A 16,012-nucleotide genomic window follows, 5' to 3' on the forward strand; every position below is an offset into this window, starting at 1 on the left:
ATGGCGAAGATGGTAAAAATAAAATATAAACCCCTTTTTAAAGGGCGGGGTTCAAATCTCCGTCCTTTCTAACGGGGTTTACTCCAGATTGATGCAGTCACTTCCACTTTTATGGCTTATAGTCTTATTCGAATATCTTTTGAAACCGCTTATCCATTATCCTGTTAATACCCCTTTCCAGCCTTTCATATTTATGAAGAAAATCTCTTGCTGCTGAAGTCAGTTTAGCTCCACCACCCCTTCTGCCACCGACATGCCTTTCAACAAAGACTACTCCCATCCTATCTTCCATAGCCTTTATGTAACTCCACGCTCTGCGATAGGTAATACCAATTTTCTTTGCAGCCTGATTGATAGAGCCATACTTATCTATCGCTTTCAGGAGTGCTCCTCTTCCCTCACTGAAAACAGGCTGACCATCAATATCCAACCATATTTTTGATCTTATTTTCATCTTCCCCATCGCAGGGATTATATTATTACAGATACCTCTTGTCAATACAGGGGAGGTAAGGGGAGAGTTAAAGCAGATTAAATAGAGTTAGTAGTTAGGGTCAAACCTTCAATAATCATTTTACAAATTGGTAAAATTGGCTATAATAAATAAAATTGGCTATAATAAAAATAAATGGTATTTCATTCCCCATGAGCTTACCTATCCTGAAAGGGAAGATGAAGTAAAAGGAAAAGGCATTTCATCAGATGAGCTATCAGGATACATAAAAGACATAAAGGCACGAAAGATTCTTATAGGGCTTGAGGACAAAGTGGCAGAGTTAGAGAAGAAACTGGAGCACTACAAAGAGGTATTTCGTCACCAGATGGGGTTTTAAGCAATTATGGCAGAGACATTTGGGGTCAGAATGAAACATATTAAAAGAATAATAATCAACACACTCGCCTTCATACTTCTGCTTGGTAATTCAAAGGCTTATACCGATGAAAAGCCCGAGATTTTCGCGCAACTCGGTCATACCAACGAGGTTCATGGTGCACTCTTTTTGCCGGATGGACGTCATATCCTGACCGGCAGTTATGATAAGACTCTCAAGCTCTGGAATGCACAAACTGGAAGGGAAATCAGGACATTTCACGGCCACGGCTACTTCATAACAAAAATTGCCATTTCTCCTGATGGCAAGTATGCAATTTCAGGAAGTTGGGATAAGACTATCAAACTTTGGAACATTGAAACAGGCGAAGATGTTCGGACACTTTATGGTCATAAAGGTAGTGTTTACAATGTCGCTTTTTCGCCTGACGGAAAGTACATTCTCTCCGGCAGCGGAGATAAAACTCTTAAGCTTTGGGATGCATTAACCGGCAGGGAAATCAGGACATTTCACGGACATACGGGCACCGTCTACTGCGCAGTTTTCTCTTCTGATGGAAAGCATGCCTTATCTGGAAGCGCGGATAATACTCTCAGGCTTTGGGAGGTCAGCACAGGCAGGGAGATAGGCACATATAAAGGACATGCCGCCGCAGTCACATGCGCCGTCTTCACTTCTTCAAATGGCTATTTCCTGTCAGGCAGCTCGGATAAAACGCTTAAGCTATGGGAAATTAGCACAGGTAAAGCAATCAAAACATTTGTCGGACATACGGCGGCCATTGGATCACTTACTATTTCCCCGGATGGGAAACATGTTATTTCTGGAAGTTTTTATCCGGATAAGACCATCAGACTTTGGGATATTGCAACTGGGAATGAAATCCTGACATTTATGGGGCATACAGACAATGTTTTGTCGCTCGCCTTTTCGTCGGACGGCCGATATATTCTTTCGGGAAGTAAAGACCAAACAGCAAGACTCTGGGATGCAACAAGTGGAAAGCAGGTGAGAATATTTTCAGGAGATACCGGCTGGGTATACTCGGCTGTCTTTTCATCGGATGGCAAATACGTCGTTTCCGGTAATTACGATAAAACCATTAAGACATGGGATGTTGTCAACGGGCGAATAGAAAAGATATTTAAAGGCCATGGTAGTTTTGTCAATGCGACGGACTTTTCTCCCGACGGGAAATATATCCTTTCCGGAAGCTGGGATAAATCCCTCAAGCTTTGGGATGCGACTACAGGAACGGATGTGCGCACATTGACAGGGCATACCAGTCACGTTTTTTGTGCGTCTTTTTCTCCCGATGGGCGCTTTATCCTGTCCGGTGGCCATGATAATACTCTTAAACTATGGGATGTCAAAACTGGGCAAGAACTTCGAACATTTAAAGGTCATACATGGGCAATAACCTCAGTTGCCTTTTCACCTGATGGCCGGTATGCCCTCTCCGGCAGCTGGGATCAAACAATTAAGCTTTGGGATATTGAGACGGGAAGAGAGATAAGGACTTTTCCAAAGCAGCCGGGTCTTGTTAACTTCGTGGTCTTTTCGCGTGATGGTTTGTATGCATTATCTGGCGGTAGTAAAGATAATAATCTTAATATCTGGAACGTGGGCACAGGAAGTCTGATACGCGTATTTTCAGGGCACACCAACTGGCTGAATAACGCAGTTTTCTCAGCAGACGGACGGTATGTCCTGTCGGGAAGCTCAGATAATACAATCAAACTTTGGGATTATTCTACGGGATTAGCCTTGCATACTTTATCCGGGCATGCCTCCTTTGTAAACAAGGTGAACTTTTCGAAAGACGGCCGGTATGCGACTTCGGGGAGCGGAGATGGTACGACCAGACTCTGGGAACTTTCTACAGGTAGAGAAATTGTTACAATGGTTGGCTTTAAAGATGGCGAATGGATAGTCATCACACCTGAAGGCTATTACAACTCCTCTCTCAATGGACATAAACACCTCAATATCCGTATGGGCAACAAAGTCTACGGCATAGATCAGTTCTACGATGTCTTTTATCGTCCTGACATTGTATCGGCAAGGCTGAAAGGCGAAGATATAAACAGCCTCATTACCCTCACCATTGATGAAGCGATTAAAAATCCTCCGCCAACTGTAGAAATTACTTCGATACCAAAAGATGTTAATGAATCGAGAATCAAGGTCTGCTATCAAGCAAAAAGCGCAGGAGGAGGAATAGGAGAAGTAAGGTTATTCCATAACGGCAAGCTCGTTCATTCGGATGGCTTTTACAGGGATATAGCAAAGACGGGCGCCGCAAAGCAACTCGCTGCCCTCACAGGCAAAAAAATCCACGAAGAAATGCGGGGAGGAATAAAAATTGCCGGCAGAGGAGAAATAAGTCCGATTGAAAGCAAATCAAAGGGAGAGGTATTTGATGATTGTGCAGAAATAGAGGCAATCCCGGGAGAAAACGAGGTGAGTATTTCTGCCTTTAACAGTCAGAATACTGTTCAAAGCTACATGAAGACTCTCAGCTTTAATTCAAAACTCAAATCTGAAGAACCACATCTTCACATACTCTCCATAGGAATTAACCGGTATATGGACAGAACTGTAAATCTAAGATATGCAGTTAAGGATGCAGTGGACATCAAAGAAAGAGCCCTTAACCAGTCAGCAACTCTGTACAAACCTCAAAACATACAGCATCTACTCTTAAAGGACAAAGACGCCACAAAGTCAAATATAATGGGTAAAATCAATGAACTTTCAAAGGTTATAAAGCCAAATGATAGCTTCATCCTCTTTGTTGCGGGGCATGGAATGCTTTTAGAGAATCAGTATTATATGTTGACCCATGATTATGACGGCACACTGAGCGATAAAAACATGATCAGCTCAAACGAGATAGTTGAGATGTCAAAAAAGATAAAGTCTCTAAGCCAGTTATTCATATTCGATACCTGTCATGCAGGTGGAGTTGATTACATTGTGAGTGGACTTTACGATGCAAGGATGTCAGTGCTTGCAAAAAAGATGGGACTTCACATCTATGCGTCGGCAAGCTCTGTTCAGGAGGCATTGGATGGTTATAAGGGCAATGGATTGTTTACTCATTCTCTGCTTGATGGGTTGAACAACAACATAAGTGCAGATAAAAACAGCGACAGCAAAGTAAGTCTTATGGAGCTTGGGGAGTATTCAAAGCAGAAGGCGGTGGATATTTCAAAGTCAATCGGACATCCTCAGACACCGCTGATTATCAATTTCGGGAAGGATAATCCTGTTTACAATCTGAGATGAAAAGCCGATGTGCCTAATGCATTGTTTTTAAAAGTATAAATCTATGATAATATATAACTACGGCAAACAGATTGATACGGAAGGGGGATAAGGATGATAAAAGAAAATCTTTTAAAACGTATTACTATTAACCCAAAAGTGATGGTGGGCAAGCCAACCATTAGAGGTCTGAGGATTACTGTTGAGCAGATATTAAAGGCGCTTGCAGGTGGAGTAACGGCAGAAGAACTGCTTGAGGATTATCCTGAACTTGAAAAAGAAGACATTCAGGCAGCCCTTATATATTAACAGAATAATTGCAGTGCGAATTTTATATAATTTCAGGGAAAGCGATTAAGAATTAAAAGTTGAACAGTTTCTAAAATTGGAGTGTGAGATGAAAATATTCAAACAAATAACCCTGCCGAGAATCTTGATTATTTTTGTAATCCTATTTCTTGCATCATGTGCAACCACTCCTCAAATCCCTGAGATTAGATTGAAACCAGGCGAATTCGGAATGCAGATCAATCGGCCATCGCCCATTATTTCATCCATCGCGTATTCTCCCAAAGACAGACATGTTGCCATTGGCAAGGTTAACGGAGAACTCATTGTTTGGGACATATATGAGGGCAGGAAGCTCTGGAGTGTTGAAGCATCAGAGAAAACAGATAAGAGAAGAGTCGTAGTGTCAGTGTTTTTTACCCCTGATGGAAGTCATATTATCTCTGCAAGCGAAAGTGGCGCAGTAAAAATCTGGAATGTTGAGAGTGGCGGGCTTATCAGGACAGTCAGGGGAGTTAAACATAATGAATTCCTCAACGCGGTAGCAATCACTCCGGACGGCGGGCGTATACTTGCAGGTGGTGGAGAGGATGACATGTGGTTCAGTGGTGTCCTGCGGCTTTTGGACGTCGAAAGCGGCAGGGTAATCAGGGAATTCCAGATTCCCAAAACTCGCGCCTTCGCGGGGGTTTCTACATCGGTGCAAAGTGTTGCCATCTCTCCTGATGGTAAACTTGCGCTTGCAGCCTATCAAAGCAGTATCAAACTCTGGGACATGGAAATGGGAAGGGAGTTGAAAAAATTTGAGTACAAGAAAAGCACCTTTTTTGTTCCTATTGTCTCTCGTGTTGCCTTCCTGCCTGATGGAAAACATTTCATCTCGGGGGGCGGTGAAAGGCCCGGCTACAGCGCTATCAGGCTCTGGGACATAGAAACAGGCGAGACGATTCAGAAGCTCGGCGGTTCATTGCCACGCAAGCCGAACCTGTCTCCTGACGGAAAACACGTATTATACGGCTCAGGTTATGAAGGAATCATGGAGCTTGCGGATATGAAAACAGGACAAACAGTAAAAAAGTTTAAAGGAAAACTTTCTTTTAGGGCTTTTTTTGCTGATGAGGGGAAGTTTTCGACAGACGGCAAGCGGATGGTCTCTTTCAGCAAGGACGCCGCAATAAGGATATGGGATGTGGAGTCAGGAGAGGAACTCATAGTTATGGCAGCGTTTGAAGATGGTGAATGGCTGGCAATCACCACCGAGGGCTATTATAATGCATCTGCCAATGGCCATAAGTATCTGAATGTTATGATGGGAGAAAGCGTGTATACGGCTGAGGCGTTCTACGACGTCTTCTACCGTCCTGATATAGTTGCAGCAAAACTCAGAGGAGAAGACATAAAAGACCTAATCACAATCACCATGAAGGATGCAATCAAAAGCCCTCCGCCTCTTGTAGAGATAAGCCCAGTTGTTTCAACTCCAGCATCTCCAAAAGCAAAAGTCTGCTACAACGTAAAAAGCACAGGAGGAGGAATTGGAGAAATAAGGCTGTTCCATAACGGAAAGTTAATTGAATCAGACGGATACTACAAAGAAGCAGCTAAAGCAGTTACAGAAAAGACCCAGCTTGCAAAACTCGACAGCAAGACAATATATGAAGACATGAGAAGCGTGAAGATAAAGGAAAAGACAGATATAAGTCCTGTAACAACCAAGACAAAAGGAGATGCCTTCAATGACTGTAAGGAAATAGATGCGATATCAGGGGAAAACGAGATAAGCATAACAGCCTTTAACAAAGATAACACAGTCCAGAGCTACATGAAGACAGCCAAATTCACATCATCAATAAAACAGGAAGAACCCCATCTCTACATCCTTTTAATAGGAATAGACCAATACAAAGACAACACAATAAACCTCAAATATGCAGCAAAAGACTCAAAAGACATAAAAGAAAGGCTTCTTAAACAGGCAGAAACCCTTTATAAGCCACAGAACATCTATTACGAACTCCTTACAGACAGTAATGCCACAAAGGCAAATATAACCAGCAAAATTAACGAACTCTCAAAGGTAATAAAACCAAATGACAGCTTTATACTTTTTGTGGCAAGCCATGGAGTGCTATTACAGAACCAGTACTATATGGTTACACATGAATATGACGGAAAAGTAAGTGATACTAACTTAATCAGCTCAAACGAGATAGTTGAGATGTCAAAAAAGATAAAGTCTCTAAGCCAGTTATTCATATTCGACACATGCCATGCAGGAGGTGTGGATTATATAGTGAGCGGATTATATGATGCCCGCATGTCTGTATTGGCAAAGAAAATGGGGCTTCATATATATGCATCAGCAAACTCAAAAGAGGCGGCAATAGATGGATATCGGAGAAACGGGTTATTCACATACACACTCCTTGATGGACTTAACAACAAAAAAGAAGCGGATAAAAACAAAGACAACAAAATCAGCATTGTTGAGCTTGGAGAATACTCAAAACAGACAACGACAGAGATATCAAAGAAAATCGGACATGCCCAGACACCACTTATTATCAATTTCGGGAAGGATAATTCTGTTTACAATCTAAAATAGGAGATACTATGAATAGAGGTATGAGATGCTGAAACATCCTGATTTTAATTCAGGACAGCATGACAAGAAAAATAAGAGATTAATTAGTGGTGCAACTCCGAATACACATCTAACCTTTTGACTTGAAATGAAAAATCTCATGTGATAACCTTCCTTAGTGCGCCCCAAAAATTTTCAATTTTTGGAGACCCATTGTTATGTTATCGAGGATATTGAGTAGTTCCGTATTTGGAATCAATGCGTATATTGTCGAGGTAGAGGTTGACATCGCATCAAGGGGGCTTCCATTCTTCTCGACCGTAGGCCTTCCTGACACCGCTGTTAAAGAAAGCAAAGAAAGGGTGAGGGCTGCATTGAAAAACACAGGGTTTGACTTTCCGTTAAAGCAGATAACGGTTAATCTTGCACCAGCAGATATAAAGAAAGAGGGCTCATCCTTTGATCTTCCGATCGCTATAGGAATAATAACTGCAGAGGGATTAATCGAACCCAGAAGGGTTGAGGATTACCTGATGGTAGGAGAATTATCGCTTGATGGAAGGATTAAACCTGTTAAAGGTGTCCTCTCAATGGCGGTTACTGCAAGGGATTCAGGACTGAAAGGGATGATACTCCCTGCGGAGAATTCATCAGAGGCAGCAGTGGTGGAAGGGATAATCGTTTATGGTGTAGAAACCCTTCCCCAGGTAGTAGAATTCCTCAATGGAAATTTGATGATACAACCTACAGAGACGGACATTGAGAAGGCTATGGAAGAAAACTCTCTCTATCAGGATGACTTTTCCGATGTAAAGGGACAGGAGCATGTAAAAAGGGCACTCGAAGTGGCTACTGCCGGGGGACATAATATACTTATGATTGGTCCACCAGGTTCTGGTAAGACTATGCTTGCAAAAAGGGTTCCTACTATACTGCCGAGAATGAGCTTTGAAGAGGCACTTGAAACAACAAAGATACATAGTATCATGGGACTGCTTAAAGACCACCAGCCATTAATCGCTACGAGACCATTCCGTTCACCTCATCATACCGTATCAGATGCTGGGATGATCGGAGGAGGACAGATACCAAAACCAGGCGAGGTCTCTCTTGCACATGGCGGTGTTTTATTTCTGGATGAATTGCCAGAGTTCAAAAGAAATGTCCTTGAGGTTCTTCGCCAGCCTATAGAGGATGGCGAGGTAACAATATCAAGGGCGGTTACATCTCTCACATATCCTGCATCATTTATGCTTGTTGCAGCATCTAATCCCTGTCAGTGTGGATTCTTCGGGGATGCAAGACATCACTGCACATGCACACCATCACAGATTCAGAAATACAGGGCACGGATATCAGGACCACTTCTTGACAGGATCGATATCCATATAGAAGTCCCATCAGTGCCTTACAAAGAGCTTTCTGATACTGCTTATGGTGAGCGTTCTTCGGTAATCCGCGAGAGAGTGATGGCTGCAAGAGAGATACAGTTAGAGAGGTTTAAGAATGATAAAATTTATTCGAATTCCCAGATGCGGACAAGACACCTTAAGAAATACTGTGCCCTTGGTAAAGATGCACAGATGCTACTTGAGAATGCGATGAACCGACTGGGTCTTTCTGCAAGGGCATATACCAGAGTGCTTAAGGTATCAAGGACTATTGCTGATATTTGGGGAAGAGAAAATATCACATCTCCTGATATTGCAGAGGCAATACAGTATCGTAGCCTCGACAGGACAATGATGTAAAAGGTAATCTCAAACTAATTAAACTTAAGGTATGGTCATGCCAGAGGCAAGCTTGCGCCAGAGCAAGCTTCATGCCTTTGCTCCTCCAATCTTGGCATTCGCCTTGCATGGGAAGCCATGCTTCAGCAATGCTCGTCCAAGCTCCCAAAATCAAAAAATTGTGATAGACTTTACGTAAACTATGATATATATTATCTAAATAATCGCTTAAAGAGGGTTGCAGTTTTTCTTACTCAGAGGTCGAGTATAAAAAATAGGTGCAGACTTAAGATGTAAAGAAAGATACCTAGAGAAAGGGAGGCATTATGAATATACGACTTGATAATACACAGTTAGTGTTATTCAGTCCTGGAATTATTATTGTTGATAAATTAAAAGTTGCAAATGCTATTAACAATATATTATCTGGTCTTTTTGATGGTGACCCAATAATACTGCCACTACCTGAGGATGCACCTCCAGAGATCCCAAGAATAAAGATGGGTTCTAAAGACGGCCGATATAATCTATCCATTGCAAAAAGCAGACTCGATTTTATATTTAAGTACGAAGAAGATAAGAGGGAAAATTTGTTTCCTATTCCAGGGCTTTTTGAAAAATTTTTGACTATCTTTCAATATCTTAAGGAAAATATTTATACCCAAATCACAAGAACTGCAACTGTAACTAACTGGATTATAGAATTAGAAAATCCCGCTGCAGAATTTCTCCTTTCCAAGTATATTCGTAGTGAAACACCAATAATTAAGCCCTACGAATTAGAATTGCATTATCTCACTAAAGAATCTATTGCGGGATTCGACGTTAACAAGTGGACGCGGATTAAATCAGCTCGTAAAATATCCAAACCAGAGCAGAACAGGTTTATTTCTTTCCTTATAGACATAAATACATTAGCTGAAATGACTTATGAGTTTAACAAGGAATCATTGCAAAGACTTTTAGACGAAAGTAGCAAAATTATCAAGGGAGCAGTCGAAAAGCATTTTAAAAATATGGGGGGATAACAATGGCTGTCCAATTAACAGATTTAGATGTCAAGAAGAAGTCCTCTTTTATCGGAAGTAGCCAATTTCAAGTTTTGTTCTCAAAAGAAACAAAAGAGATACTGCCACCGTTGAAATGGGTAGAAGAAGGTAAACAGTTTGACTATTTTCTTTATTTTCTGCGACGTGAAATTTTCCGCTATCCAGAACAAGAAGCATGGACACAAACGCTGGATGTACAAATTGACTATAAAGACTTTTATACCTTCATTGGTATAAAACCATGGTTTAAAAAAGAGCTGGAGCCTAGAGAATTAGAGCAAGAAGCACTTTTAAGCATCGTGAGTAAATTTAGCGAAGTTGAAAAAATTAAATCCATTTATGTTCAGAGGTACAGGGAGGAAATACAGATTTATATCCTTCTCTCCATCACCCAATATGACAGTGATTTGATGGATATTCTTTTAGATATTGAATACGATATTAGAAAAAGATATCCAGAGTTAGTTTTTGAATTCTTTTATCCTCCAGCTGGTATTTCGGATAAAAAGGATTTTATCCATCCGCAAGCACAGTGCATATATGCGAGGTAAGCGTGGCTGATTATATCGTGCACCTCTCTCAGGCAGAACATAATAAGGAAGTTGCAAATAAACTTGTTAAAGAACCTCCTTATCATGATTGGGGAATTACTGCTGCCTTTTACTCTGCTATTCATTATCTGGAGTGCTGGCTTTTTAATAGACCAGAGAAACATACAGAAACAAGTATTCCTGTAGATCATGATGGTAGGTTCTTATATACTCCTCATGCCTGGCGTGAGAAAATAATAGAAAATGAACTCAGCAGAGATGCCTTTAAGAGTTTTAGAAAGTTAAGGGATGCGAGTGAAACTGCTCGGTATCTCAGCCTTTACAGAATTAGGGCAGGACGAATACCTCAATGGCTTGATAAACCAGCCCCTGATTATTTTAGACCTGAAGACGCTGGGAATATGGTTCGGAAGGATTTAGTAATTTTCAAACATGAACTAAGTATCTAATCACTTTAAGCCTTTTACTTCAGCTTCATGCCAGCACTGCAAGGGGTCGCTTCAAGCTTCCGCTCCTCTTCAGCTTCAAGCTCAAGCCAGAGGCAAGCTCATGCCTTCGCTCCTCCAAGCTTGGCCAGCGCCTTACAATCTTCCGCTACGCTTCAGCAAGGCTTAGCCAAGCCCCAATTTATGTAGTGGACCTGATTTCCCTGAACTGGATGAGATTTTTTATCTGTTTAGATGTGATTTTTTCTTGACAAAACAAATTTTCTTTGATATCTTCTTTACCAGTTTTGAGGTTACTATTAAAAATTAAACCTCATGCGAAAAAGAAATAATACTTTAAGAGGAATAATACTTACTACTATATAAGGAAGAGGCATTTTAGCTTATTCCGTTTTTATTTTTAGCTTAAGGAGGTGAAGAGAGTGTATAGAGAAATAGGCGCAGCGCCGAAGTATCTTCCCAGTGATATAATTGCAGGCATACTCTCTTATGCTAATATAAATCATTTTACAGGAAATCCTGAACAAATACACAAAACAATATATAACTTACGAAAACAATTTGCGATTCTAAAAGTATTTCCTTTTTCTAAATATGATGTTTATCCCTTTTCTCGTGAATTAGAAAAAGTTTTGTTTAGTTTGCAGCGTGCTCGAATAATAGGGATGGAAAATCCAGATTTTGAACGATTTGTCATTAAAGAAAATGGAAAGAAATATATTAAAGAAAAAATCCTTAAAAGGTTTACAAAAGATGAGAAAGTAATGCTACGTGGTATCGGAAAACAATTTGCAAGAAAATGTAGCGGGATTTAATCTTAGTTAACTTACCCTAAAGAATGCGCCCACATCGGTCTCTCCGAAACAGAATAAATGAGTTTGTAAATAACATTTTCCAGGGTTATAAACCAACCAAAGTAAGAGATAGTAAAGCAATTCATGAATCTTTATGGGGCACAAATATATACAGAAAGCATGAAATTGCAGTCCTTGATTGTCCTTTACTTCAGAGACTTCGCCAAATAAGCCAAACAGGCCTTGCTTTTCTAATTTACCCCTCAGCAACACATTCTCGCTTCGAACATACGCTTGGTGTTATTACTTTAATAGATCGTTTTGTTGACAGTATTAATCAAAGTGTGCGATCTGAGAACATGATTAAAAAAGATTCCGATAAAGGAGAATATGCCGAGCTTCGCATGGCCGCACTCTTACATGATTGTGGTCATTCATTCCTTTCACATATATCTGAAATGGTTTATGAATGGGACCATGAAATAAGAGCAATTCTAAAATCGGATGAATTCGCTCATACAAAACCTCACGAAGTATTTTCTTATTACATTGTGAAAAGTCCCTCGTTCAAAAAGTTTTTTAAAAAATATGTCAGCGATCCCTACCCTATTGAAATAAACTTAGAAAATGTGGCTAATATGATTATTGGCAGGGTGACTGATAATAAAAGAGCTTTTCTAACACGAATAATTAATGGGCCCTTTGACGCAGATAAATTGGATTATATTTCTCGAGATGGTTATTTTTCAGGATTACGACTAACTATTGACCTTGATCGCTTATTTTACACTTTATCTACCCATGAATTTAGAGAGGGATTAATGGAATTAACAGTAAAAAGTCCTGTGCCTCTTGAACATATTCTTTTTAGCAAGCTATTACTTTATACTTCTATTTACCACCATAAGGTTAAGGCCTGTGATTGTATGATCCAAGGTCTCCTTGAATACATACAAGAAAACGATGTTTCTTTAATGGGCGCAACCTTAAGAGATCCTGTAAATTTTTTGAGGTTTACTGATAATGATTTATTTAATAATATTCACTCTAAAGACCCATTTATAAAGAAAATGGTAAAAAACTTATTAGACCGTAAACTTTTCAAAAGAGCTGCTGTTATAAGTCGTGACACAATAGAGAATTATGATGAGTGTATTCCAGAACTTCTTGAGAGAATCAATCAGTCACCTGAGGAACTTTATGAACTTCGGCAAAAAATTGTAAGTAAAATGCCTCGACATAAAAAATGTAGCATTCATGAAGTATGGGTAAGTATGCCAGAAGCACCTTCTTTAAGAGAGGCCGCCCAAACTTATGTTACAGGTGGCACTGAACCAATAATATTAAATGACTTATTTCCGGTCGACGGTTGGTTAAAAGCCTATGCAGATAAACAATTAAAGGGTCATGTTTTTGCTCCACCGGAATTTCAAGAAGAAGTATGCAAAGCAGTCGAACGAGCTTTTAAAGATTTAGATATTAAGATAAATAGAGAAAAGAATCGATTTTATTGTCGTATGAGTTAACTTGCTATTGTTTTTAAAGTGTTGTCTTTTTATTGTGGTGTTTGAGCAAGGAAGCTCTCGACAGCTTTAAGATTATTCGAATTTGGCCTGTGCCTTCCACTCAGCCAATCCGTCAATTGCTCAGGGTCTCTACTCATCAGGTCACCTAATCGCTCATAAGACAAACCATTTACCAGCTTAAAATATCTCAGCTGCCCTACAGGGTCCTCAGAACACTCAAAAGGAACATAGCCTAAAAACTCTATAACCTTTGGCATATACCTTAATTCTGGTTCTGTCCCGTGTTCCCAGTTCCATACCGTTGATTCAGTTACTCCAATGACCCTTGCAACCTCTATCTGCAACAAGCCCAAGTCGATGCGTCTTTTCCTGATATGTTCACCTATTGAAATTGGTATTGAAGGATAGCCCTTTGGTGGTATAATAGGGCGTGGTAATGACAGTCTGTAGTGAGGATACTTTGCAAAGGTGTCCAAATCCCTGTCAGTGTGGATTCTTCGGGGATGCAAGACATCACTGCACATGCACACCATCACAGATTCAGAAATACAGGGCACGGATATCAGGACCACTTCTTGACAGGATCGATATCCATATAGAAGTCCCATCAGTGCCTTACAAAGAGCTTTCTGATACTGCTTATGGTGAGCGTTCTTCGGTAATCCGCGAGAGAGTGATGGCTGCAAGAGAGATACAGTTAGAGAGGTTTAAGAATGATAAAATTTATTCGAATTCCCAGATGCGGACAAGACACCTTAAGAAATACTGTGCCCTTGGTAAAGATGCACAGATGCTACTTGAGAATGCGATGAACCGACTGGGTCTTTCTGCAAGGGCATATACCAGAGTGCTTAAGGTATCAAGGACTATTGCTGATATTTGGGGAAGAGAAAATATCACATCTCCTGATATTGCAGAGGCAATACAGTATCGTAGCCTCGACAGAACGATGATGTGAATGAAAAATGGGACGGCAGGCTGTCCCATTTTTATCTTATAATCTAAGTTGCGAGAAAATCGGGAAAGACCCCACAAAACTCCTTGACAAGTTTGATTTAATTAAATAGTATATTTCTATAAATAATCATTTTTTATAATTTACGGAAATGAAATATTTGGAATTTAAAAATGCCGTTAAAGAGTTTCCTATCATTTCATTAACCCATATCTCTAATATTAATAAGAAACCTCAAACTCTTAAAGTTCAGTTGAGTGGATGGCAAAGGAAGGGATTGGTTATTAAGCTAAAGCGAGGGCTGTATATTTTGAATGAGAGTGATAGGAAAATTGAGCCATCCAGAATCTTCGTGGCTAATGCACTATATTCACCATCTTATGTGAGCACAACCTATGCTTTTGGCTACTATGACTTAATCCCTGAAAAGGTAGAGGATGTAACATCTATTACCACAAAAAAGACCGCTAAATTTACAAATACTTTTGGCGCTTTTATTTATCAGCACCTGAAAACTAATTTATTCTTTGGTTTTAAGGAGATAAAAGATGAGAATGGATTTCCCGTGCTTATTGCAGAGCCAGAAAAGGCGATGCTTGATTTTATTTACTTGAATCTACAAGATTTTAAGGGCAAAGAGAAAGATGTCTTTAGCCTCTCATATAGGTTTCAAAATTTAAATATACTGAAAAAGAAAAAACTTACAGATTTTGCCAAAAAATACGAAAATAAGGAGATTGTTGATGTGGTGGAGAATTTATTGAGTTTTATAAAAGAGGAGAGATAATTCTGTGCTTGATTTGATTAAGAAGAGTATTTCAAGTATCTCTGGCCGTGATGCAAAGACTCACATAACAAGGGAGTTTTTGCAATTACTTATATTGAAGATTCTCTATGATAAGGACTATTTTAAAAATCTTGCTTTTGTTGGAGGGACTGCATTGAGATTTCTGCATAATTTACGAAGGTTCTCAGAAGACCTTGATTTCTCACTTATTAATAAGAAGGGTTATAAATTTGATATTTTTTTAGAAAGAGTTGCTTATGAACTAAGAAAGGCAGGTTTTTCTTTAGACATCAAGAAAAATATAGAAGAAACTGTTCAATCAGCAATGTTTAAATTTAAGGATATTCTGTATCTTTTAGGGTTATCTAAAGAGAAGAGTCAAAAACTCTTTATTAAGCTTGAAGTGGATTCTAATCCACCGAAAGGTTGGAATACACAGCTTTCATTAGTGAGTAAACATTTTGTTTTTACTGTGACAAATTTTGACATTCCTTCTCTTTATGCTACAAAACTCCATGCTTGTTTTTTTAGAAAGTACATTAAAGGAAGAGACTTTTACGACCTTATCTGGTATCTTGGGAAAAAGTCCATTCCCAATTTTGAACTTCTAAATAATGCCATAGAACAGACAGAACACAAAAGAATAAATTTAAATAGAGAAAACTTTAATGACTTTTTAAAGGAAAGGTTAGCCACTATTGATTTTGTGAAAGTCAAAAAAGATGTGGAGAGATTCATAGAAGACAAGAATGAACTCAAACTATTGGATAAGTGTGTGAAAAATGGGACGGTTCTATTTTCTTGACAGTGAAGATAAAAGATAATAGAAAAGATAATAATCCATTCACGGGGACAGTCCCGAATCTACGGCTTCGCCCGTAATTCTGGGACAGTCCCCTTTGCCGAAGACAGCAAGCATAGCACCAAAGGAATATGTAGATCACACTCTAACAAAAGGGAATAGCCGAGGAGAAAATAGAACCGTCCCATTTTTATGTTGACGGAGGGATCACTATTGTGATATATAAATTTCATAAAAAGAGGGCGATTAGCTCAGGGGGAGAGCGCTTCCTTCACACGGAAGAGGTCGCTGGTTCGAAACCAGCATCGCCTACCATTTTTATCAATTCACCATTGCATATCCAATCCACAGATATCCAGCAAATCATTTGACTATTTCCATCTGTTTTCTGAAGTGG

15 protein-coding genes and 1 tRNA gene are annotated in these 16,012 nt (G+C 39.6%); 14 read left to right on the forward strand and 2 right to left on the reverse strand.

Annotated elements, in window-relative coordinates; genetic code table 11:
* Positions 1–124: 124 nt before the first annotated feature.
* A complete protein-coding gene (locus AB1488_06060; GenBank protein ID MEW6409662.1) occupies positions 125–463 on the reverse strand; it encodes a LysR family transcriptional regulator in 339 nt (112 codons plus the stop codon).
* A gap of 127 nt (positions 464–590) precedes the next feature.
* Here AB1488_06060 and AB1488_06065 point away from each other — a divergent pair, with 127 nt between their 5' ends.
* The 10 genes from AB1488_06065 to AB1488_06110 all read left to right on the forward strand — a co-directional run bounded on the left by AB1488_06065 (position 591) and on the right by AB1488_06110 (position 13,071).
* Positions 591–833 carry a hypothetical protein gene (locus AB1488_06065; GenBank protein MEW6409663.1) on the forward strand — a complete coding sequence of 81 codons (243 nt, stop codon included), beginning with the start codon at positions 591–593 and terminating at the stop codon, positions 831–833.
* A 6-nt stretch (positions 834–839) separates the two neighbouring features.
* Complete coding sequence (locus AB1488_06070) at positions 840–4,124, forward strand: caspase family protein (protein MEW6409664.1); 3,285 nt, start codon at positions 840–842, stop codon at positions 4,122–4,124.
* 93 nt (positions 4,125–4,217) lie between these two features.
* Positions 4,218–4,412, forward strand: a complete 195-nt coding sequence (locus AB1488_06075; protein ID MEW6409665.1) for a DUF433 domain-containing protein — start codon at positions 4,218–4,220, stop codon at positions 4,410–4,412.
* 88 nt (positions 4,413–4,500) lie between these two features.
* Complete coding sequence (locus tag AB1488_06080; GenBank protein ID MEW6409666.1) at positions 4,501–6,996, forward strand: caspase family protein; 2,496 nt, start codon at positions 4,501–4,503, stop codon at positions 6,994–6,996.
* Positions 6,997–7,193: 197 nt separating this feature from the next.
* The gene (locus AB1488_06085; protein MEW6409667.1) at positions 7,194–8,726 is read left to right on the forward strand and encodes a YifB family Mg chelatase-like AAA ATPase; all 1,533 of its coding nucleotides are present in this window, start codon (positions 7,194–7,196) and stop codon (positions 8,724–8,726) included.
* Between the two features lie 305 nt (positions 8,727–9,031).
* The gene (locus AB1488_06090; GenBank protein MEW6409668.1) at positions 9,032–9,733 is read left to right on the forward strand and encodes a hypothetical protein; all 702 of its coding nucleotides are present in this window, start codon (positions 9,032–9,034) and stop codon (positions 9,731–9,733) included.
* Positions 9,734–9,735: 2 nt separating this feature from the next.
* Positions 9,736–10,305, forward strand: coding sequence for a hypothetical protein (locus AB1488_06095; GenBank protein MEW6409669.1), 570 nt, complete (start codon positions 9,736–9,738; stop codon positions 10,303–10,305).
* 2 nt (positions 10,306–10,307) lie between these two features.
* Positions 10,308–10,754 (forward strand): hypothetical protein, encoded by a 447-nt coding sequence (locus AB1488_06100; protein ID MEW6409670.1) that lies wholly within the window; start codon positions 10,308–10,310, stop codon positions 10,752–10,754.
* A 419-nt stretch (positions 10,755–11,173) separates the two neighbouring features.
* On the forward strand, positions 11,174–11,566 hold the full coding sequence (locus AB1488_06105) for a hypothetical protein (GenBank protein MEW6409671.1): 393 nt from the start codon (positions 11,174–11,176) through the stop codon (positions 11,564–11,566).
* Positions 11,567–11,589: 23 nt separating this feature from the next.
* Positions 11,590–13,071 carry an HD domain-containing protein gene (locus tag AB1488_06110; GenBank protein MEW6409672.1) on the forward strand — a complete coding sequence of 494 codons (1,482 nt, stop codon included), beginning with the start codon at positions 11,590–11,592 and terminating at the stop codon, positions 13,069–13,071.
* 29 nt (positions 13,072–13,100) lie between these two features.
* Here the strand turns inward: AB1488_06110 and AB1488_06115 are convergent, their stop codons facing one another.
* Positions 13,101–13,547 (reverse strand): helix-turn-helix transcriptional regulator, encoded by a 447-nt coding sequence (locus AB1488_06115; protein MEW6409673.1) that lies wholly within the window; start codon positions 13,545–13,547, stop codon positions 13,101–13,103.
* Between AB1488_06115 and AB1488_06120 the strand changes: the two genes are divergently transcribed.
* The 4 genes from AB1488_06120 (at position 13,532) to AB1488_06135 (ending at position 15,930) form a co-directional block, all read left to right on the forward strand.
* Positions 13,532–14,029, forward strand: coding sequence for an ATP-binding protein (locus AB1488_06120; GenBank protein MEW6409674.1), 498 nt, complete (start codon positions 13,532–13,534; stop codon positions 14,027–14,029). The genes AB1488_06115 and AB1488_06120 overlap by 16 nt on opposite strands.
* 307 nt (positions 14,030–14,336) lie before the next feature.
* A complete protein-coding gene (locus AB1488_06125) occupies positions 14,337–14,813 on the forward strand; it encodes a hypothetical protein (GenBank protein MEW6409675.1) in 477 nt (158 codons plus the stop codon).
* Between the two features lie 4 nt (positions 14,814–14,817).
* Complete coding sequence (locus AB1488_06130) at positions 14,818–15,618, forward strand: nucleotidyl transferase AbiEii/AbiGii toxin family protein (protein MEW6409676.1); 801 nt, start codon at positions 14,818–14,820, stop codon at positions 15,616–15,618.
* A 237-nt stretch (positions 15,619–15,855) separates the two neighbouring features.
* Positions 15,856–15,930, forward strand: a tRNA-Val gene (locus tag AB1488_06135).
* The last annotated feature ends 82 nt before the right edge of the window (positions 15,931–16,012 follow it).

This window comes from Nitrospirota bacterium (assembly GCA_040756155.1).
In the GTDB taxonomy this organism is placed as follows: domain Bacteria; phylum Nitrospirota; class Thermodesulfovibrionia; order JACRGW01; family JBFLZU01; genus JBFLZU01.

Coding starts and splice junctions, on each gene's coding strand:
- AB1488_06060 (MEW6409662.1), bottom strand. CDS start 463: ATGGGGAAGATGAAAATAAGATCAAAAATATGGTTGGATATTGATGGT.
- AB1488_06070 (MEW6409664.1), top strand. CDS start 840: ATGGCAGAGACATTTGGGGTCAGAATGAAACATATTAAAAGAATAATA.
- AB1488_06075 (MEW6409665.1), top strand. CDS start 4,218: ATGATAAAAGAAAATCTTTTAAAACGTATTACTATTAACCCAAAAGTG.
- AB1488_06080 (MEW6409666.1), top strand. CDS start 4,501: ATGAAAATATTCAAACAAATAACCCTGCCGAGAATCTTGATTATTTTT.
- AB1488_06085 (MEW6409667.1), top strand. CDS start 7,194: ATGTTATCGAGGATATTGAGTAGTTCCGTATTTGGAATCAATGCGTAT.
- AB1488_06090 (MEW6409668.1), top strand. CDS start 9,032: ATGAATATACGACTTGATAATACACAGTTAGTGTTATTCAGTCCTGGA.
- AB1488_06095 (MEW6409669.1), top strand. CDS start 9,736: ATGGCTGTCCAATTAACAGATTTAGATGTCAAGAAGAAGTCCTCTTTT.
- AB1488_06110 (MEW6409672.1), top strand. CDS start 11,590: ATGCGCCCACATCGGTCTCTCCGAAACAGAATAAATGAGTTTGTAAAT.